Source organism: Actinomyces sp. 432, assembly GCF_009930875.1.
GTDB lineage: Bacteria > Actinomycetota > Actinomycetes > Actinomycetales > Actinomycetaceae > Actinomyces.
Map to the genome: position 1 here is coordinate 1669233 of NZ_CP025249.1, position 20331 is coordinate 1689563.

15 protein-coding genes and 1 pseudogene are annotated in these 20331 nt (G+C 68.2%); 6 read left to right on the forward strand and 10 right to left on the reverse strand.

Annotation, left to right across the window (positions count from 1 at the left end; translation table 11 throughout):
* Positions 1–132 precede the first annotated feature (132 nt).
* Positions 133–2178 carry a glucose PTS transporter subunit IIA gene (locus tag CWT12_RS06970; RefSeq protein WP_161924241.1) on the forward strand — a complete coding sequence of 682 codons (2046 nt, stop codon included), beginning with the start codon at positions 133–135 and terminating at the stop codon, positions 2176–2178.
* Between the two features lie 213 nt (positions 2179–2391).
* Here the strand turns inward: CWT12_RS06970 and CWT12_RS06975 are convergent, their stop codons facing one another.
* From CWT12_RS06975 to CWT12_RS07000, 6 genes and pseudogenes are all read right to left on the reverse strand, one after another.
* Complete coding sequence (locus tag CWT12_RS06975) at positions 2392–3261, reverse strand: TrmH family RNA methyltransferase (protein WP_161924242.1); 870 nt, start codon at positions 3259–3261, stop codon at positions 2392–2394.
* Positions 3258–5252 carry an ABC transporter ATP-binding protein gene (locus CWT12_RS06980; RefSeq protein WP_161924243.1) on the reverse strand — a complete coding sequence of 665 codons (1995 nt, stop codon included), beginning with the start codon at positions 5250–5252 and terminating at the stop codon, positions 3258–3260. The genes CWT12_RS06975 and CWT12_RS06980 overlap by 4 nt, the downstream gene beginning before the upstream one ends.
* Positions 5249–7005 (reverse strand): annotated as a pseudogene (locus tag CWT12_RS06985) (ABC transporter ATP-binding protein). The gene CWT12_RS06980 and the pseudogene CWT12_RS06985 overlap by 4 nt, the downstream one beginning before the upstream one ends.
* A 71-nt stretch (positions 7006–7076) precedes the next feature.
* Positions 7077–8321, reverse strand: coding sequence for an SPFH domain-containing protein (locus CWT12_RS06990; RefSeq protein WP_161924244.1), 1245 nt, complete (start codon positions 8319–8321; stop codon positions 7077–7079).
* A 72-nt stretch (positions 8322–8393) separates the two neighbouring features.
* A complete protein-coding gene (locus tag CWT12_RS06995) occupies positions 8394–8858 on the reverse strand; it encodes an NfeD family protein (RefSeq protein WP_161924245.1) in 465 nt (154 codons plus the stop codon).
* A 120-nt stretch (positions 8859–8978) separates the two neighbouring features.
* The gene (locus CWT12_RS07000) at positions 8979–9761 is read right to left on the reverse strand and encodes an ABC transporter ATP-binding protein (protein WP_161924246.1); all 783 of its coding nucleotides are present in this window, start codon (positions 9759–9761) and stop codon (positions 8979–8981) included.
* Positions 9762–9823: 62 nt separating this feature from the next.
* Between CWT12_RS07000 and CWT12_RS07005 the strand changes: the two genes are divergently transcribed.
* Positions 9824–10534, forward strand: coding sequence for a hypothetical protein (locus tag CWT12_RS07005; protein WP_161924247.1), 711 nt, complete (start codon positions 9824–9826; stop codon positions 10532–10534).
* A gap of 159 nt (positions 10535–10693) precedes the next feature.
* Here the strand turns inward: CWT12_RS07005 and glgA are convergent, their stop codons facing one another.
* Positions 10694–11926 (reverse strand): glycogen synthase, encoded by a 1233-nt coding sequence (gene glgA, locus CWT12_RS07010; protein WP_161925349.1) that lies wholly within the window; start codon positions 11924–11926, stop codon positions 10694–10696.
* A 281-nt stretch (positions 11927–12207) separates the two neighbouring features.
* On the opposite strand from glgA, the gene glgC reads away from it, so the two are divergent.
* Both glgC and serB read left to right on the forward strand, forming a co-directional pair.
* On the forward strand, positions 12208–13452 hold the full coding sequence (gene glgC, locus CWT12_RS07015; protein ID WP_161924248.1) for a glucose-1-phosphate adenylyltransferase: 1245 nt from the start codon (positions 12208–12210) through the stop codon (positions 13450–13452).
* A 113-nt stretch (positions 13453–13565) separates the two neighbouring features.
* Positions 13566–14276, forward strand: coding sequence for a phosphoserine phosphatase SerB (gene serB / locus CWT12_RS07020; RefSeq protein ID WP_161924249.1), 711 nt, complete (start codon positions 13566–13568; stop codon positions 14274–14276).
* 152 nt (positions 14277–14428) lie between these two features.
* Here serB and CWT12_RS07025 read toward each other — a convergent pair whose 3' ends face one another.
* Positions 14429–14941, reverse strand: a complete 513-nt coding sequence (locus CWT12_RS07025; RefSeq protein ID WP_161924250.1) for a SixA phosphatase family protein — start codon at positions 14939–14941, stop codon at positions 14429–14431.
* Entirely contained in the window at positions 14931–15782 is an 852-nt protein-coding gene (locus CWT12_RS07030; RefSeq protein ID WP_161924251.1) for an SDR family oxidoreductase, read from the reverse strand. Before CWT12_RS07030 ends, CWT12_RS07025 begins: the two co-directional genes overlap by 11 nt.
* A 37-nt stretch (positions 15783–15819) precedes the next feature.
* Here CWT12_RS07030 and dusB point away from each other — a divergent pair, with 37 nt between their 5' ends.
* Positions 15820–17190 (forward strand): tRNA dihydrouridine synthase DusB, encoded by a 1371-nt coding sequence (gene dusB, locus CWT12_RS07035; protein WP_202616330.1) that lies wholly within the window; start codon positions 15820–15822, stop codon positions 17188–17190.
* Between the two features lie 99 nt (positions 17191–17289).
* On the opposite strand, the gene CWT12_RS07040 is transcribed toward dusB, so the two are convergent.
* Positions 17290–18498 (reverse strand): YibE/F family protein, encoded by a 1209-nt coding sequence (locus CWT12_RS07040; protein ID WP_237564388.1) that lies wholly within the window; start codon positions 18496–18498, stop codon positions 17290–17292.
* Between the two features lie 1036 nt (positions 18499–19534).
* On the opposite strand from CWT12_RS07040, the gene CWT12_RS07045 reads away from it, so the two are divergent.
* Positions 19535–20245, forward strand: coding sequence for a hypothetical protein (locus tag CWT12_RS07045; RefSeq protein WP_161924253.1), 711 nt, complete (start codon positions 19535–19537; stop codon positions 20243–20245).
* Positions 20246–20331 lie beyond the last annotated feature (86 nt).

A 20331-nucleotide genomic window follows, 5' to 3' on the forward strand; every position in this document is an offset into this window, starting at 1 on the left:
TTGGGCAAGAACATGTCCCGGATCACCGTTCGGCGGGTTACCCTGGCACACAGGGTCCTATAGAACCGGGCCCTTCCAACCCAGCCCGCCTGCGCCCGGAATTGGGCGCCGGCGGCCGACGGTAAGGTCAACATGGCAACAACCACATCCGCTCCAGAAGCGATTCTCGAGGCTGTAGGAGGCCCCGAGAACATCGTCAACCTCACCCACTGCGCAACGCGATTGCGCTTCGAGCTCCAAGACGCCTCCGTGGTCGACAAGGCCACGGTGGAAAAGATCCCCGGAGTGATGGGTGCGGTCCCGCAGGCGGGCGACCGCTACCAGATCATCATCGGCGGTGCCGTGCAGGGCGTGTACGACGAGATCATGAACCTGCCCGCCATGAAGGGCGGCTCCAAGTCCGGTCAGTCCAACGCCGACGTCAAGGCCGCCGCCCGTGCCAAGGCCCGCGGCAAGAACGCCTTCGTGGACGCGTTCTTCGAGTACCTGTCCGACTCCTTCCGGCCGCTGCTGCCGGTACTGCTGGGCACGTCCCTCATCATCGCCGGCGAGGCCGTGGCCGAGGCGCTCGGCTACATCGACACCCGCGCCGAAATCAAGCCCGCGTCCCTGGCCTTCGTGGACGCGATGTACCGTTCGGTGTTCTACTTCCTGCCGATCATGGTGGCCTACAACGCCTCCAAGAAGCTTCGGATCGACCCCTGGGTGGGCACGGCCGTCATGGCGGCGCTCATCACGCCGAACTTCATTTACATGAGCGACACTGAGCTAACGAGCGGCGTGACCTGCACCGTCAACGAGACGCTCGGCACCGACCTGTGCACCGCCACCGTGTTTGGACTGCCCATGCAGCTCAACGACTACGGCGGCCAGGTATTCACGCCGTTGATCATGGTGGCGATCCTGGCGCCGCTGTACAAGGGGCTGACGCGGATCATCTCCCCGAACCTGCAGATGGTGTTCGTCCCATTCCTGTCCTTCGTAATCATGATGCCGATCACCGCCTTCATCCTCGGCCCCATCGGCATCTGGCTGGGCACGGCCCTGGGTAGCGCACTGGCCTGGCTGAACAACACCGCCCCGATCGTCTTCGCGATCATCATTCCGCTGCTGTACCCGTTCCTGGTGCCGCTGGGCCTGCACTGGCCGCTCAACGCGCTGATGCTCGCCAACATCGACTCCCTCGGCTACGACTTCATCCAGGGCCCCATGGGTGCCTGGAACTTCGCCTGCTTCGGCGCCACCGCGGCGGTGCTGGCGATCTCCATCCGGGACAAGGACAAGGAAATGCGCCAGACCGCGTCCGGTGCGCTGGCAGCCGGCCTGTTCGGTGGTATCTCCGAGCCGAGCCTTTACGGTATCCACCTGCGCTTCAAGCGCATCTACCCGCGCATGCTGGTCGGCTGCGCCGTGGGCGGTCTGATCGTCGGCCTGGGCGGCGGCGTGAATGCCCGGACTTTCGCCTTCACCTCGCTGCTGACCATCCCGGTCTTCTCCCCCATGGCGCTGTACGCGATCGCCATCGCCGCAGCCTTCTTCACCTCCTTCATCATCCTGTTCATCTCCGACTACCGCACGGCGGAGGAGAAGGCAGAGGCCCTGGCAGCCGCCGGTGGCGTGGTCGAGGCCTCTCCCGAGGAGACCGCCGCCGACCTGGCGCTGGAGCAGGCCGCCAAGGCTGCAGCCGCCGCACCCAAGACGGCGCTGGTCCCGGGCACGGTCACCGAGCTCGTCTCCCCCGTGCGTGGCACCGTGGTGCCACTCGCCGAGGTCGCCGACCCGGTGTTCTCCGGCGGCGCTGTCGGGCAGGGTGTCGGCATTGAGCCCTCCGAGCAGCAGATCGTGGTAACCGCCCCGGCAGCGGGAACGGTTGTGGTAGCACCCGACTCCGGGCACGCCTACGGCATCAACCTGGACTCAGGGGTCGAGTTGCTCATCCACGTCGGCCTGGACACGGTGGAGATGGAGGGCAAGGGCTTCGAGGTCCTGGTCAAGCAGGGCGACCGCGTCGAGGCGGGCCAGGAGCTGGTCCGCGTGGACCGGGCGGCCGTCGAGCAGGCCGGGCACCCGCTGACCACTCCGGTGCTGATTACCAACACCGCTGCCTTCAGCTCCGTAGAGCCGCTCGCCGTCGGCCAGGTGGCCCCGGGCGACCCGCTACTGCGCATCACCGCCTGATCGGCGGGGCCGCCCGGCCGCCCCAACCAGGGACGGCTAGGACAGGCGACGGGCGCTAATACCTGAATCGCACACACAGGTGGCCGGCACTCTAGGGTGCCGGCCACCTGCATTTGTACCTTGACGTGAGCCGCAGCTATCGCCCCGGTTCGCCCGTGCCCGCGCGCAGCCTCGCACAGGCACCACCGCCGCGAGCAGCACGGGCTCGGGAGCTCATGACCGCACGCGCAGCTCCCAGAAGGCGACTGCGGCCGCCGCAGCCACATTGAGGGAGTCCACGTCTGCGGCCATGGGGATGCGCACAACCGCGTCGGCGGCCGCGATCGTGCGGGGGCTCAGCCCATCGCCCTCGGCGCCCAGAACTAGGGCTACCCTCCCCTCCGGGTCGGTACAGGCAGGCGCAGCCGCGAAGGCGTCCAGGCTGACCGATTCCCGCGTCAGCGCCAGGGCTGCCACCGTCCAGCCGCCCGCGTGCAGCTCGTCAAGGGCGGGCCACCGGTCGATGCGCGTCCACGGCACCTGGAAGACGGTGCCCATGGAGACGCGCACGCTGCGCCGGTACAGCGGGTCCGCGCAGCGCGGCGTGACCAGAACGGCATCGACCCCCAGGGCTGCGGCGCTGCGGAAGACAGCACCAACATTGGTGTGGTCGACCAGATCCTCCAGGACGGCGATGCGTCGTGCCCCGGCTCCGCCACGCGCACCGGCCAGCAACTCGCTGACGTCGGCGAGGACTGGACGGTTCATCGCAGCCAGGGCACCGCGGTGCAGGTGGAATCCCGTCAGCGACTCCAGCAGCCCCTCCGGGGCAACAAACACCGGGACCTCACCGCCGTCGTCCCGTCCGCCGCAACCGGTGGCTGCGGCAATCACCAGGCGCATCTGCTCGAGGTGACGCGGGGCCATGAGAAAGGACCGCGGGGCGTGCCCTGCAGCCACCGCCCGGGCGATGACCTTTGTGGACTCGGCCATGTACAGGCCGCGTTCGGTCTCCAGGCGGCGCCGCAGAGCCACGTCGGTCAGGCGCAGGTAGTCGGCCAGGCGCTCATCGGTGTCATCCAGTTGCTCGAGCGGAACTATCACAGCCGGGTCTTGCCCCTACCACCCCGTCGCACCGCGGCCAGGATCGGGTCGGTGGTCACGGCCGTGTCCTCAGCGGCCTCCGGACCGGAGAACTGGCTCTGATAAAGCTCGTAGTAGGCGCCGCGGGCGGCCATCAGCTGCTCATGGCTGCCCTGCTCGACGATGTCTCCGTGCTCCATCACCAGGATGATGTCCGCGTCACGGATGGTGGACAGACGGTGGGCGATCACGAAACTAGTACGTCCCTGCCGCAGCTCCACCATCGCCTTCTGGACCAGCAGCTCGGTGCGGGTGTCCACCGAGGACGTAGCCTCATCCAGGACCAGGATCTGCCTGTCCGCCAGGAAGGCGCGCGCAATCGTGATCAGCTGCTTCTCCCCGGCAGAAACACCCGCACCGGCGTCGTCGATCACGGTGTTATAGCCGTCTGGCAGGGAGCGCACAATGTGGTCGACGCTTGCGGCGCGGGCCGCCGCCCGCACCTGCTCCTCATCGGCGTGAGCGGAGCCGAAGGCGATATTCTCACCGATGGTGCCCTCGAACAGCCAGGTGTCCTGCAACACCATGCCGATCTGCTCACGCAGCTCGTTGCGTGCGAGCTCGCGCGTGTCGATGCCGTCCAGGGTGATAGAGCCGCCCTGTGGGTCGTAGAAGCGGAGCAGCAGGTTCACCAGGGTAGTCTTGCCAGCCCCGGTTGGGCCCACGATGGCAACTGTCTGACCCGGCTCCACCGTAAGGTTCAGGTCCGTGATCAGCTCCGTGTCCGGGCTGTAGGAGAACCTCACGTGGTCGAATACGACTCGTCCGGCTACACGCTCGGGCAGGGCGCGGCGGGCGGAGTCCGTCTCCTCGGGGGCGTCCATGATCTCGAACAGGCGTTCCGCGCTGGCAGCACCGGACTGCAGCAGGTTGGCCATTGAAGCCAGCTGCGTGATCGGCTGGGTGAACTGCTGGGAGTACTGGATGAACGCCTGCACGTCTCCCAGAGTCATCTGTCCGCTAGTGATCTTCACGCCACCGATTACGGCGATTATCACGAAGTTCAGATTGGAGACCACACGCATTGCAGGCTGGATGGTGCCGGAGATCCACTGCGCCTTGTACGAGCCCTCGTACAGCCGGTTGTTCTCCTGCTCGAACAGCTCGTTGAAGGTCTCCTGGGAGTTAAACAGCGTGACCGCCTCGTGTCCGGTGAAGGCCTCCTCGACCACACCGGACACGTCACCCGTGGCATCCCACTGCGCCGTGAAGTGCGGCTGAGCCCGGGAGGCGATCAGGAGCGTAATGACCAGCGCCACGGGCAGCGTGGCCAGGGACACCAGCGACAGCTGCACTGATACGGTCAGCATCATCGTGAACACTCCGACCACGGTGATGATCGAGTTCAGTGCCTGGGAAATGGTCTGCTGCAGAGTCTGGGTGATGTTGTCGACGTCGTTGGTCACGCGCGAGAGCATGTCGCCGCGCGAGCCGTGGTCAATGTAGGAGAGCGGTACGCGATCCAGCTTGTCCGCCACCTCGGCGCGCATACGCTGCCCGGTGCGCTGGACTACTCCCGCGAGGATGCGGGCCTGAGCCCACAGGAACAGGGCGGACAGGAGGTACAGGGTCAGGGTCTGCACCAGAATCGTCATCAGGGCGCGGCTGTCCAGGCCCTGTCCAACCACGACGTCGTAGGCGGAGAGCATATCCGCGTACGTGTCCTGCCCTGCGGCGCGCAGCACTTGCTCAAGCTGGTCGCCCGACAGCCCGTGCGGTAGCCCGAAGGACTCCAGCAGCTTGCCCAGCACGCCCGCGAAGATGACATTGGTTGCGCGGGCCATGACCTTGGGCGCAGCGACGTTCAGGACGACGGCGGCTGTGGTCAGCACCATGACGGTGGTGATGCGCACTCGCTCCGGGCGCAGCTCACGCAGCAGGCGCTTCCAGGTGCCGCGGAAGTCCTTCGCCTTCTGGTTGGGGGCCCGCCTGGGCCCGGGTCCGTGGCTCATGCGGCCTCCTCGGCACTGATCTGGGAAAGGACGATCTCCGTGTACGTGGGGCAGGTGTCCATGAGTTCGCTATGGGTGCCGACACCGACCACGTGTCCCTCGTCCAGGACCACGATCTGATCGGCATTGCGCACGGATGCGACGCGCTGGGCGACGACGACGATCGTCGCCCCGCCGGTCGCCTGCGGCAGGCCTGCCCGCAGGCGCGCGTCGGTGGCGTAGTCAAGCGCGGAGAAGGAGTCGTCGAAGACGTATACGCCGGCCCGGCGCACCAGGGCGCGGGCGATGGCCAGGCGCTGGCGCTGCCCGCCGGAGAAGTTCACGCCGCCCTGGTCAACCTCGTGCTCAAGTCCGTCGTCCAGAGCCTGTACGAAGCCTGCCGCCTGGGCGGCCTCCAGCGCCTCCCACAGCTCGGCGTCGGTTGCGTCATGCCGTCCGTGCAGCAGGGTGGAGCGGATGGTGCCGGAGAACAGGTAGGCCTTCTGGGGGACGGTGGCGACGTTCTCCCGCAGCTCGTGCGGGTCCAGGTCACGTACGTCGACGCCGTCTACGGTTACCGCGCCCTCGGTTACGTCCAGCAGTCGCGGCAGCAGGTTGGCCAGTGTGGTCTTGCCCGAGCCGGTTGAGCCGATGAACGCCGTCGTCGTCCCGGGGCCATGTCGATACTGATCTCCGCGAGGACGCGGGAGTCGGCTCCCGGGTAGCGGAAGGTCACGTTGTCCAGCGTGACTCGGCGGCCGCGCATTCCTGCGCCGGCGCCGGTGGGCTCGGGCAGGTGGCGCGGGTTCGCGGGAGCCTTGATTGCCGGGGCTACTGCCATGACCTCCTGGAAGCGGTTAGCGGCCACCTCGGCCCGCGGCAGGACAGTGACCAGCATGACGGCGATCATCACTGAGAAGAGGATCTGCATGATGTAGTTCAGGAAGGCAGTCAGGTCGCCTACCTCCATCTGCCCGTCGTTGATGCGCATACCGCCGAACCACATCACACCGAGGGAGGCGAGGTTCATGATGACCGTGACGGACGGGAACAGCATGGCGAACAGGCGCCCGATGCGCAGCGAGGTATCGGTCAGCGCGTCATTGGCCTCGTTGAACACCTGGCCGCGCTCCTTCTGCCGGACGAACGCCCGGATGACGCGCACACCCTGAATCTGCTCGCGCATCACCAGGTTCACGCGGTCGATGCGGGACTGCATCACCCGGAAGTGAGGCAGCAGGCGGCTCATGAGCGTGCCGACCACCACCAGCAGGAGCGGGATCAGTACCAGCAGCAGGCCGGACAGGGGCACGTCCACGCGCAGGGCCATGATGGTGCCGCCTACCAGCATGATCGGCGCCATCAGCATCATGGTGCTGGCCATGAATACCACCATCTGCACCTGCTGGATGTCATTGGTGGAGCGGGTGATCAAGGAAGGCGCCCCGAAGCGGGAGACCTCCTCCAGATTGAAGCGCTGGACGTGGTTGAAGATGTCCGCGCGCATAGTCCGACCCAGGCCCATCGCGGCCCGTGCGGACAGATAGGTGCCAACGATGGCAACGATTCCCTGGACAACCGTGATCGCGAGCATCTGCCCGCCCAGGGACCAGATCTTGTCGGTGTCGCCCGTGACCACGCCGTCATTGATGATGTCGGCATTCAGGGTGGGTAGCGATAAAACCGCGACCGTCTCGATGATCTTGAGGATGAAGACGATCGCCAACGAGGACGCATACGGTCTCAGGTAATGACGAAGTGTCTTGAATAGCACCTCGAGAGGCTACAACCAGCCGCCTCCCGGCACCCTCTCATTTCACTATCGGCATGCGCTTGGGACGAGTCTCACGCGTCGCGGCCCGAGGGCGGGATGGACGGGGGCACGCTGGGCCGCGCCCCGGAGTCCCCGGTGTCGGCGTGGCGGCCGCCTGAGGTGGGCAGTGCCGTGGTCTCAGGGGCACCCGGCGCAGGCGTGCCCGGCTGCTGGGGAGTCCCGGCCCCGGCGCGGCCTGCCGCCGGCGTGTCTGCGGCCTCTGCCTCCTGGGAGGCTGATGCGGCCTCCCCGCGGGCCTGGGCGAGCGCCTCTTCGGGGGCCTGCAAGCTGGTCTGCGCCAGGTCCCCGGCGATGTCGAGACTGGACTCCATGCCGGAGACATCCACCTTGACATCCCCGCCCGCGCCGGCGCCGAAGGCACCGGAGTCCGGGCCGCCGGCGGACTTGCCGCCCAGCGCGCCGGCGATGCCGTCCAGTGCGGCCGTGAACTCGGTGGGCACGATCCACATCTTCGAGGAGGATCCGTTGGCGATCTTCGGCAGGGTCTGCAGGTACTGGTAGGCCAGCAGCTTGGGATCGGCGTTGCCGCGGTGGATGGCGTCAAAGACCTGCAGGATGGCGCGGGACTCACCCTGCGCCTTGAGGATCGCGGACTGGGCCTGGCCCTCGGCCCGCAGAATCGCGGACTGCTTGTCACCCTCAGCAGTCAGGATCTGGGACTGCTTGACGCCCTCCGCGGTCAGGATGGCGGCGCGGCGGTCGCGCTCGGCGCGCATCTGCTGCTCCATGGCTCCCTGGATGGATGCGGGCGGGTCAATGGACTTCAGCTCCACATTGGACACGCGGATGCCCCAGCGGCCGGTGGCCTGGTCCAGCACCCCGCGCAGCTGGCCGTTGATCTGGTCGCGGCTGGTCAGCGTCTGCTCCAGGTCCATGGCGCCGATGACGTTGCGCAGGGTGGTCACGGTCAGCTGCTCGATCGCCTGCAGGTAGTTGGCGATCTCGTAGGTTGCGCGCTTGGGGTCGGTGACCTGGTAGTAGATGACCGAGTCGATTGACACCACCAGGTTGTCGGAGGTGATCACCGGCTGGGGCGGGAAGGAGACCACCTGCTCGCGCAGGTCCACCGTGGTGCGCACCCGGTCTACGAAAGGCACCAGCAGGTGCATGCCCGCGCCGTACTCGGCCTGGAACTTGCCCAGGCGCTCGACGATGATCGCGTAGGACTGGGGGACGATCTGCACCGCCCGGAACAGGGCGACAATTACGAGCAGCAGTATCAGTATGAGGATGACGAGAATCGTGGTCTCTAGCACTGCAGGGCCTTTCGATCGGTTGTAGTCGGAAGCATACGGGAATGTGACGCTTATCGTTACCTCGCCAGTTCGCTATCGGCCCGGCGCCAACGGCACTACGACCGCGACGGCGCCGTCGATGGCGACCACGCGCACACCCGCACCGGGTTCCACGTGCGCGTCGGCAAGGGACCCGTAGGACTGCGGCGCAGGAGCCAGGCGGGCACTCCACTCCTCGCCGTCCAGGTTGATGCGGCCGTCACGCGAGTCAACGACCGTGAGCGCAGTGGCCTCGCGGCCGATGCGGGCCTCGGCGTTGGTGCGCATCTCGGGGGTGGTTGCGGCCAGGTGCCGCTTGGCCCAGGGACGGACCGCTACCAGCAGCAGCGTGGCCACCAGGGCGAACACGACCGCCTGCGCCCAGGGCGGGCCGCCCAGGGCGGCAGTCGCTGCGCCTCCTAGCGCGCCACCGGCCAGCATGAGAAACGTCAGGTCCGCTGTTGCCATCTCGATGACGCCGAGCAGGAGTGCGGCTCCGACCCACCACAGCCAAATCATTGTTCGCTCCTCCAGTTCATGTGCCTGTCATCGGCGTCGTCATTGTGAGCACAACCATTATGCGCACCGTCTTCATCCGCGGCGCCCCGACCTTCCCGACCGGCCGGGCCGCAGGGGCCGTCAGGCTCCCCGGGCCGCGTAGCGCCCCCGATCCCGGGCTATCTCCAGGGGTAGGCCGAAGGTGGCGGTGACGACGTCGTTGGTCATGACATCCTCCAAGGGCCCCTGGGCCATGGCGGTGCCGTGGCGCAGCGCCATAGCGTGCGTGAAGCCCACGGGGATCTCCTCCAGGTGGTGGGTCACCAGCAGCATGGAGGGGGCGCCCGCAGCGGACAGGATCTCACTGAGCGCCGCCAGCAGTTGCTCCCGGCCGGCCAGGTCGAGCCCGGCCGCCGGCTCATCCAGAACCAGCAGCTCCGGATCGGGCATCAGCGCCCGTGCGAGCTCAATGCGCTTGCGCTCCCCCGATGACAGACTCGCCCACGCCCGGTCCGCAAGGTGTGCGGCGCCCAGTGCGGACAGCAGGGCGCGGGCACGCTCGACATCAAAGTCGTCATATTCCTCACGCCACACACCGATTTTGCCGTAGGAGGCGGACAGCACCACGGACAGCCCGGTCTCGGCAGGCCCGACCCGGGCCGCCAGGGCGGTGGAGGCCAGGCCGATGCGGGGCCGCAGGTCACCGACGTCCACGCGTCCCAGCCGCTCACCAAGAATCTCGACCTCCCCGGAAGAGGGGAACAACCGGGCCGAGGCGATACGCGAGATCGTAGTCTTGCCGGCGCCGTTGGGGCCGAGCAGCACCCAGTGCTGCCCCTCCTCCACGGCCCAGCTCACGTGGGAGAGAATCTGGGTGGTTCCGCGGTGGAGCGAGACGTCATCAAAGCGGAGCACGCTGGTCATGTGCCCACCCTATCCCGCGGGACGGTTCGCCCATCCGCAATTTGCCGCTAGGGTGCGGCGTCGTGGATCCTCTCGCGCTGCCACTGTCCGTCCTGCTGGCCCTGTGGGCGCCGCTGCCCTCCTCGCAGGGGCGCGCCGTAGTGCAAGGCCCCGACGCCGTGCATGAGGCGGCCGATGACGTCTCCCCCTGGGGACTGGGCCGCGCACCCCTGGAGCGGTGGGTGGCCGACTTCGGGCCGCTCGCGCGTGCGAGCGCGGTGCTGCCGTCCCCCGCAGATCCTTTACCCGGGCTGGCCGCCGCAGTCGACGCCGGCGAGGGTGTAGTGATGGAGTCCGCCTCAGGTCGCAGTGTGCTACTGGTGCCTTGGGCGTCCGGAGCGTCGGTCACCTGGCAGGTGGAGGAGATGCCTGCCCCATTACCTCCCCTGGACGCCTCCCAGGCGCGCCGGGACGTGCACTCCGCCACTGAGGCGGCGATCGACGCGTTGATCGAGCTGGACCTGGCCCGCGAGCGCCCCGAGCTGGCCGATACGCTCACCGACCTGATAACCGCCGTCGTCGATCCGCGCCTACTGCCACCAGGGCTGGACCCGCGCCGTCGTACCCTGCTGGAGCGGTCCTTGCGCCTGCGCGCAATCTGCACCCTGGCCCTGGAGGACGACGGCGCCGCGGCAACGGCCCAGCAGGCCGAGCGGCGCGGCGCCATTCTGCGTCCTCTGCTCGCCGCCGCGCGCCGAGGCGTTGGTGCGGCAACCGAATGGTGGGCGCACTGAGGGGCTCCGGAGGCTGCCGACTCCCCCGGCACTGACGCTGCCGCCCGGACGGGCGGCAGCGTCAGTGCCGAAGGCGGCGGACCGCAGCCCGGACAGGAGTCCGACGGCAAGCGGCGTGTCAGCAAACGGGCACGGGCAGGGCCCGCATGCCTGCGCGCATCAGCGCGGGTTGGCCAGCGCCCAGCGGTAGACCTCCATGGTGCGGTCGGCGATCGCGGTCCAGGAGAAGTGCTCCTCCACCCGCTTGCGCGCGGCCGCACCCATCTGCTGGGCCTTGTCGGCGTCCATGACCAGCTCGGTCAGCCGGTCGGCAAGGTCGGTGGCGAACTGCTCGGGGTGGATGGGCGTGCCGGTGCCGTCTTGCAGCTGCTCGATCGGGACCAGGTAGCCGGTCTCGCCATCGACGATGACATCCGGGATACCGCCAGTGGCGGAGCCGACTACCGGCAGCCCCATCGCCATGGCCTCAAGGTTGACGATGCCCAGGGGCTCGTACACCGAGGGGCAGACGAACACGTCCGAGGCGGCCAGAACCGCTTGGAGCTCGCGGTGCGGGAGCATTTCCTCAATCATGATCAGGCCGGTGCGCTGGGCCTGCAAGGCGGCCACGGCCTCGTCCACCTCGGCCTTGATCTCCGGGGTATCGGGGGCGCCGGCGCACAGGATGACCTGAACCTGCTCGGGCAGCTTCTCCACGGCACGCAGCAGGTGTGGCAGGCCCTTCTGACGGGTGATGCGGCCGACGAACACGATCGTCGGGCGCGAGGTGTCGATGCCGTAGCGCTCGCGGACCTGCTCGGCGAGTGCCTCGAACTCGGCGTCGGCGGGGCGCGCCCAGCCGGCCAGGTCAATGCCGTTGTGAACCACCTTGACCCGTTCGGGGTCAACGTTCGGGTACGACTTCAGGATATCCGCGCGCATGCCGTTGGACACGGCGATAATCGCCGAAGCGCCCTCGTATGCCTGCTGCTCCGCCCAGGAGGACAGGGCGTAGCCGCCACCCAGCTGCTCAGCCTTCCAGGGGCGCATGGGCTCCAGGGAGTGGGCGGACAGGACGTGGGGGATTCCGTAGAGCAGGCCCGCCAGGTGCCCGGCGAGGTTGGCGTACCAGGTGTGGGAGTGCACGATGTCGGCGCCCTCCACCCCGGGAACCATTTCCAGGTCCACGCCGAAGGTGCGCAGGGCTGCGTTGGCCCCCTCCAGCTCGGCCACCTCCGGGTACCCGGTGACGCCCGCGTCGGCGCCCTCGGTGCCGGGCTCGCGGGGGCCGCCGAAGGCGTGCACACGCACATCGGCCAAGGGCCGCAGCACTTTGGCGAGCTCATTGACGTGGACGCCGGCACCTCCATAGATAAAGGGCGGGTACTCCTTTGTCAGCAGGTCGACTCGCAGTCCGTCATTGATGTTGGTTTCCTCGGTCACAGCACTCTCCTTCGTGGTCGTGCACCCATGCACATCCGGCGGGCCTTGCCGTAGCTCACACAGTATCCCGGACCGTGCTCCGGCGCGCAGCTTTTGGGGCCGTGGCATCCGGCCGGCGGCGTGCCCGGTCAGGCACGCCGGGCGCACGGAGCGGTCTGCATGCCGGTCGGCGCCGGTAGTCCCCGAAGGTACTTCGATCCAATCGGCTCAATAGCCTCGCAAGATGACGAAAATCACCGTAAGGTGGGGCCATGGCTTCTCCTCGTGTCCTCGCAATCATCCTCGCCGGCGGTGAAGGCAAGCGCCTGATGCCGCTGACGGTAGACCGCGCCAAGCCCGCAGTGCCCTTCGGCGGCATCTACCGGCTGATCGACTTCTCCCTGTCCAACATGATCAACTCGGGCTTCCTGAAGGTGGTCGTGCTGACCCAGTACAAGTCCCACTCACTGGACCGGCACATCTCCAAGACCTGGCGCATGTCAGACATGCTGGGCAACTACATCGCCCCCGTGCCCGCGCAGCAGCGTGTGGGCAAGCACTGGTTCCTCGGCTCGGCGGACGCCATCTACCAGTCCCTCAACCTGGTTGAGGACGAGCGCCCTGACTACGTGGTCATCACCGGTGCGGACAACATCTACCGCATGGACTTCTCCCAGATGCTCGACCACCACATCGCCTCCGGGCTGCCGTGCACCGTCGCCGGCATCCGGCAGCCGCGCGAGCTCGCGGATCAGTTCGGCATCATCGAGTCCGATCCGGACTCACGCGGCAGGATCAAGGCCTTCGTCGAGAAGCCCAAGGAGACCCCGGGACTGCCGGACTCCCCCGATGAGGTACTCGCCTCGATGGGCAACTACATCATGGACGCCGACGCCCTGACCGAGGCGGTCACCATCGACGCCGCCGACGAGTCCTCCAAGCATGACATGGGCGGCAACATCGTCCCCTGGTTCGTCTCCCAGGGCGCCGCCGGGGTCTACGACTTCAAGGACAACGAGGTCCCCGGCGCAACCGAGCGCGACCGCGACTACTGGCGCGACGTGGGTACCGTCGACGCCTTCTACGAGGCCCACCAGGACCTGATCAGCGTCAGCCCGGTGTTCAACCTCTACAACAGCCGCTGGCCGCTGTTCGCCGGGTACTCGGGCTCGATGCCGCCGGCCAAGTTCGTGTACGGGCACCACGAGCGCCTGGGCCACGCCGTCGACTCCATCGTCTCTCCCGGCGTGATCATCTCCGGCGGCGAGGTCATTTCCTCGGTTCTGTCCCCTGAGGTGCGGGTGAACTCCTGGTCCTCGGTACGGGAGTCCGTGCTCATGGACGGCGTCAACGTCGGCCGCAACACTGTGGTCAACCGCGCCATCCTGGACAAGAACGTTGTAGTCGAGGAGGGTGCCATGGTGGGCATCGACCCTGAGCACGACCGTGAGCGCGGCTTCACGGTGACGGAGTCCGGCATCACCGTCGTCGCCAAGGGACAGCGTGTAGCGCGCTGACCGGTCCAACTCCACTCCACGGCGCATACGCCAGATACGCCCCCGCCCCGGGATCGCAACGATCCCGGGGCGGGGGCGTATGTGGCGCGCCTGCGTTGGTTACCATCCTGGGCATGCACTCCAGCGCGCTGCCATTCGCCCCACCGCCCGGCCTACCACGCGTATCCGGTGCGCGCGCGAGCGGGGAGCTGGCAGCCCTCGGGCCAGGCCTGCTGGTCATGGATGTGGACTCCACCCTGATCGAGCAGGAGGTGATCGAGCTGATCGCCGAGCGGGCCGGCACTCGCGAGCGCGTTGCCGAGGTGACCGCGCGGGCGATGCGCGGCGAGCTGGACTTTGCCGCCTCACTGCGTGAACGCGTCGCGACACTGGCAGGGGTTCCGCAGACGGTGTTCGCCGCGGTGCTGGAGGAGGTGCGACTGACCCCGGGCGCGCGTGAGCTCATTGAGGCGCTGCATGCACGCGGCTGCCGGGTCGGGGTGGTATCCGGCGGCTTCGAAGAGGTGGTGTGCCCACTGGCGCGCGGCCTCGGGATCGACCATGTCGCCGCCAACCGGCTGGAGGTGGCGGGCGGTGCGCTCACCGGCCGGGTGCTAGGTCGCATCGTGGACCGCGAGGAGAAAGTTCGCTGTCTGCGCGCCTGGGCACAGGCCGATGGCGTGCCCATGACGCGCACGGTCGCGGTGGGCGACGGCGCCAACGACCTGGGCATGATCGCCGAGGCGGCACTGGGGGTGGCCTTCTGCGCCAAACCTGTGGTTGCCGAGTCGGCACCGGCCGCGGTGCACGTGCGCGACCTCATGGCGGTGCTGGACCTGCTCTAGCGAGCTTGGCGCACTTGGCAGCCTTGGGGCGTCCTTGGGCGCACTTCGGCGTGCTGTGCCTTGCGCCGGCCGCTCCACGCCACCCCCGCCGAGCTCGGTCGTTATAACCGACAAGTTCGGTCGAAGTGGTGCCGTGGGCCTGTCCGCCAGAATCAGCGCGGAGCCGTGACTATTTCGCTCAGGTGCGCGGTCTTGGGACCGAGACCCGCCCAGTTGACCGGCACCTGCAGCAGAAGCGCTGTGGCGGTGGGAATGCCGAAGGAAACCTGGTCGGCCAAGTCATCTACGGTGTCATGCAGCATGTGGGCCAGCACCGAGACGGTCGGCTCGTGGCCAACGACGAGCACGTGGCGGGTTGTCTCCGGGAGGGGCTGCAACAGGCGGAGGATCCCGCCGGGGCCCTCATGGTAGATCTCCGGCTCCACGCGCGTGAGCGACGGCGCCAGGCGCTTGCGCATGGGGCCGGCGGTCTGGCGTGCACGGGCGGCGGGCGATACCAGAAGCAGATCAAGGCTTGTCACCCGGTGCTCCAAAGAGCGGGCGAGCTCGTCCGCCAGACTCCGCCCGCGCGAGGTGAGCGGGCGCTCAAGATCGGTGGGGGCGTTATGGGACGCCTTCGAGTGCCGTACCAGTACGAGAAGCTTCCCGGCGGGGTCAGTCGTCACGCGGATACCCTACCGTCAGGCGGAGGGCGGCGCCGCCGTCGGCGTGGATCACCTGACCGGTTGTGGCCGGCAGCCAGTCGGACAGCAGCGCGACGGCAGTGCGGGCCACGGGCTCGGCATCGTTGCGATCCCAACCGAGCGGGGCCGCATCCTCCCAGTTGGCGGCCAGCGTATCCATGCCGGGGATGGCAGAGGATGCGGGCGTGACCAGCGGACCGGCGCTGAGGGCATTCACCCGCACGCCCGCCGGTCCCAGCTCCACGGCGAGCGCCCGCACGCTCGCCTCCAGCGCGGCCTTCAGGGGACCCATCCAGCCATAGCCGGGGTGGACATGGCCTGTGTCGAAGGTGAGTGCAAGCACCGACGCGTGCGCGGAGAGCAAATGCCGTACGGCGTCTACGAGCGCCTGTAGTGAGGCCGCGGAGGCGGTGAAGGCCTCGGCCAGTGCCCGACCGCGTGCCCCAGGATCCGTGACGGTTGCGCCTGCGTCCGAACGATTGCGTGTAAGCGTGCCCAGCACTGCGGCGTCGGCGTGGGCGATGGCGTGAACGACGCCGTCCACCTGATCCACTCCTGCCTCTTGCAGCCGGGGGGCGAGGCAGGCAAGGGAGTCAGGGTCGGTGACGTCCAGGGGCACAATCGCGTGCACTCCACCGTAGCGGCGGGCGACCGCCTCACTCAGGCGGAGTGTGCGCGGGTGGCCGGTCATTACCAGGCGGGCTCCCTGCGCGCGGCAGGCGACGGCGATGGCGGTGGCAATGGAGGCCGGGCGCAGCACGCCGGTAACCAGGATGGTGCGCCCATCCAGCATTCCCCCGGATGGGGGCGGTTGCTCGCTCATGCCGCCAGCTTCGCACGTGGCGGCGAACATGTCGTGGATGTGCCAGCATGTGCCGGTGAGTGCATCGCCTGAAACGACCCAGCCGGCGGCTACGCCAGTCGTTGAGCCTGCTCCGGTATCGCCCATCCCCGCACAGGCCGCCCGGCCCGGGGCGGGCGTCGCCGCGCCGCTGCGCATCGGCCCGTTGGAGATCGCCACGCCGGTGGTGCTCGCCCCCATGGCCGGAGTGACGAATGCCTCATTTCGGCGCTTGTGCCGCATCTACGGGGAGGAGGCACTGCCCTCCGCGCTGCGCCCGGCACAGGAGGGGCCGGTCACTACCCCGGAAGGCGCGCTGTCCGCCCCGGCGGGTCTGTACGTCACCGAGATGGTCACCACCCGAGCCCTGGTGGAGCGCAACGCCAAGACTCTGTCGATGGTGCGGACGGACCCCACCGAACGGGTGCGTTCGATTCAGCTGTACGGGGTGGACCCAGCGACCGTGGCTGCGGCGGTCCACATCCTGGTGGCCGAGGACCTGGCTGACCATATTGACCTGAATTTCGGCTGCCCCGTCCCCAAGGTGACTCGAAAGGGCGGTGGCGCCGCCCTGCCGTGGAAGCGGGACCTGCTGGAGGCGATCATGCGTGCGGCGGTGCGGGCTGCACGCTCCGCCGGCGCGGCCGCCCGCCGCGAGCGCGAAGTGCCGGTAACGGTCAAGATGCGCCTGGGGATTGATGACGAGCACGAGACCTTCCTGGATGCGGCCCGTATCGCTGCAGACGCCGGAATCGCGGCTCTGGCACTGCACGCGCGCACGGCCCGGCAGCACTACTCCGGCCACGCGCGTTGGGAGCAGATCGCCCGTTTGAAGGAGGCCACCGCACTGCCGGTGCTCGGAAACGGGGACGTGTGGAGCGGCGACGACGCCGTGTCCATGCTTGAGCAGACTGGTTGCGACGGCGTCGTGGTGGGGCGCGGCTGCCAGGGACGGCCGTGGCTGTTCGCAGACATCGTCTCAGCCATGCACGGGCGGTCCGGGCGGACCCGCCCCGACCTGGATGCGGTGGTTGCCGTGATCAAGGAGCACGGGCGACTGCTGGCGGCCGAGCTGGGTGAGGACCGGGGCGTACGCGATCTGCGCAAGCACATCGGCTGGTACCTGAAGGGCTACCCGGTGGGTGGCGCGGCACGCGCAGAGTTGATGCGTGTGTCCTCGCTACCGGAACTGGACACCGCGCTGGCACGTATGCGTGCACGGCTGCCGCAGGATGTGCCCTATCCGGGTCCGGCGGCGGAGGGATCGCGTGGGCGTGCGGGTAGTCCGCGTTCCCCGCACCTGCCCGAGGGCTGGTTGGACTCTCCCTTCCTGGACGAGGAGGATCGGGCACTGCTGGCCGACGCCGAGCTGGACGTATCCGGCGGCTGAGCCGGTGCGTTGCGCGCGGCGGCTCAGCCGCCGAGTTGCGCCTGGAACCCGGTGATGGGCCTACGCAGCCTGTCGCAACCGGCTCCCGCACCGGCGCGGTCACGCGTCGGCAGGCTCTCCGGTGCGGCACAGGGCGGCGGCGATCGCCGTCGTCACCGGGATGGCCAGTACCAGGCCAATGGATGACACCAGGGTGCGCACGACCTCTTCGGCGATCTCGCCCGAAAGCAGGGTGGCGGCCAGCGGCCGGTCGATCAGCGAGGCCGCCAGAATCAGCGGCAGGGCCGTGCCGGCGTAGGCGAAGGCGAGGGTGTAGACGGTGGAGGCGATGTGGTCACGGCCGATCCGCATGCCTCCGGTGAACAGCCGCGCACGGCCCAGGGCTGGGTTGGCGGCGTGCAGCTCCCACACGGCGGAGGCCTGGGTGATAGTGACGTCATTGAGCACGCCCAGGGCCGCCACCACCATGCCGCAGGTCAGCAAGGCCTGCAGGTTGATGCCGCCCACCATCGCCGTGAGGGTCAGGGCGGTCTCCTCGGTGGCGCCGGTGAGGTTAGCGGCGTCCACGCCCCACAGTGACAGCAGGACCGTGATGACCACGCCGGCGAAGGTGCCCAGCAGTGCCGTGGTGGTGCGCACGGAGATGCCGTGGGCGACGTAGACCGCCAATAGCATCATGGCCGAGGCGCCCACCAGCGTCACCCACATGGGTGAGGCCAGATCCAGTAGCGCCGGGATCATGAAACCGAGCAGGACGCCCGTTGCGAGCAGCAGGCCCAGCACGCTGAGAGCACCCTTACGGCCGGCTACGGCGACGACGAGTACCAGGTACACCACCGCCAGCGCAGCCACCGGCACCTGGCGGGCGTAGTCGACGAATACGTATGGCGTGCCGGAGGCGAGCGCGGCGGGCGCATACATCACCTTTAGACGGTCTCCGACGTCGGCGGCGGCCAGGGACTCGGAGGGGATATGCACCGGCATGACCAGGCCCTCGCCGTCGCCGGAGGTGATGCGCGCGCACACCGCGTCGGCGAGCAGCGATTCGTTGGCGACTCCCTCCAGCGCTCCGGTGGTGTCGGCGCAGGCGGCGGTGTTCAGGGAGGTGATGGTGGCCGATTCGAGAGCGGCGCCGTCGGCGGTGAAGGGCTGGGAGCCGACCAGTGAGTTCCCACTCGGCCACAGCACGATCAGACCGATCAGTGTGGCCACCACCAGCGGGATGACGATCGCCGCCAGCACTAGGCGCACCCGCCGGGCCTCGGCCGCGCCCAGGTTGAGAGGGCCGGAATGGCTGTGCGCCGCCAGGGATGCGTGCGGGTTCGAGGCGCGCGGGCCGGCAGTGGTATCGGCCCGGCCGGTAGGTGATTCCCCGGCGTGCACGTTGCTCGGCCCGTCGACAGGCAGTTCGGCGGGCGCTGCGGCAGAGGCTGGCGTCGTCTCGTCGTTCACACGGCCATCATGCCCGCCGGCAGCGTCGATCCGCGCGCACCGCGCAGGCACGTCGCCCTGAGGCGACCGGCCCCGGCCTGAGTCGGCTTGAGGCAACTCGGGCGGCACGAGCCTGGCAGGTGTGCGCCGACCAGCCGCCCATCCCCGGGCCAAACCCAGGTGCGTTGCACGACGTCGGGCCGCGTTGCACGACCTTCGGGTGCGTTGCACGACCCCCGGGTGGTCGTGGAACACACACCAAGGTCGTGCAGTGTCACCGAGGTCGTGCAGTACGAGGCCCGCGGCACCGCAAAACGAGACCGACCAGCGGTCCAGGAGTACGGACAGCGTGGACCACCGGATTACTCCCGCGGATGCTGGCCGACCGAGGCACCAAAACCCACGGGTACCATTAGCGGCGCCCCAGACACCCACTTATCCACAGTCGACGATGCGAGAGTGGTCATCGCACCCAACTTCGGCGAATGCTGGAGACATGCCCACCTCGCCTGACCTAGCTCACGACCGTGCTCGCGACCGTGATCTGTTTCCCGTGCTGATTCACACCGGTCGGCATGACCGCGCCGGCGTAGAGTTCCCCCGCTCCGCGCTGCGGCTTGCTCCCGGCATTCACTGGGTTCCAGCCCCTGAGGCGAAGCGCTGGCAGCATCGCTATACCTTGGCCTTGGCACGCGCCATAACCGCGCAAACAACGCACCGCTCCGCGTGCTGCCTCACGCACGCATCCGCGGCCCTTGTGCTTGGCCTGCCAATGATGACCCAGGAACCGGACGTATACCTGGCGGTTCCCAGCACGCCCAAGCGAGTTGGCACGCCGCTGCCCTTGATCAGTGTGCCTCCCACGGGACCGCCGCGGTCGAGCGCACACGAGGACTTCTACTGCCGGCAGATCATGCTTTGGCGCCGACACTTGGACCTCCCGGAGGAAGACATCACCGTGGTCGGCGGGGTGCCGGTCACCACCGTGTTACGCACCGCCTTCGACTGTGCGTTCGACGAGCCCGCACACAACGCCCTGGCGATTGCCGACGCGGCGCTGCGGTTGTACTGCCGATCGCAGCCGAACGACCACCGTGCGTATGCAGACGCCGAGAAGCGGGCTCGCGACACCTGGCAGGAGTGGCTGCAGCGATCCCCGCACAGGCGCGGAATTGCACAAGCACGTGCCGTACTGGAAGCGGCGACGCCGTTAGCCGACTCTCCTGGCGAAAGCGTCATGCGCTGGCTGACTCTCGTGCTCGGACTTGCGGCGCCACAAGTGCAGTACCGGGTGAGCGACCATGCGAGCATGTGGTGGCTCGACCTGTGCTGGCCCGAGCACGGGATCGTCATCGAGGTTGACGGCCGAGTCAAGTACAACACCAGGGAGGACGCCTGGCAGGAGAAACTGCGTCAGGACGCCATCCAGGCCATGGGTTGGCGATTCATACGCGTGACTTACGGGGAGTTCCGCGATCTGCGCGCGCTGGCGGACAAGATCCTCGCGGCCTTTCCGCCCGGAGTTGTCGCCTCGCTCAGACCCAACCGCGTCCTGCTGCGGCCGGGTACGAGATTGGAGTCGGGCCTGTGCGAGGGCTCGATGCTCGGGCTGCGGCGTCGGTGAGCGGTGCCGCGCAATATGTCGATTTACGACCCTGGCTGCGTTGCACGACCTTGGTGCCTGTTGCACGACCACCCGGGGGTCGTGGA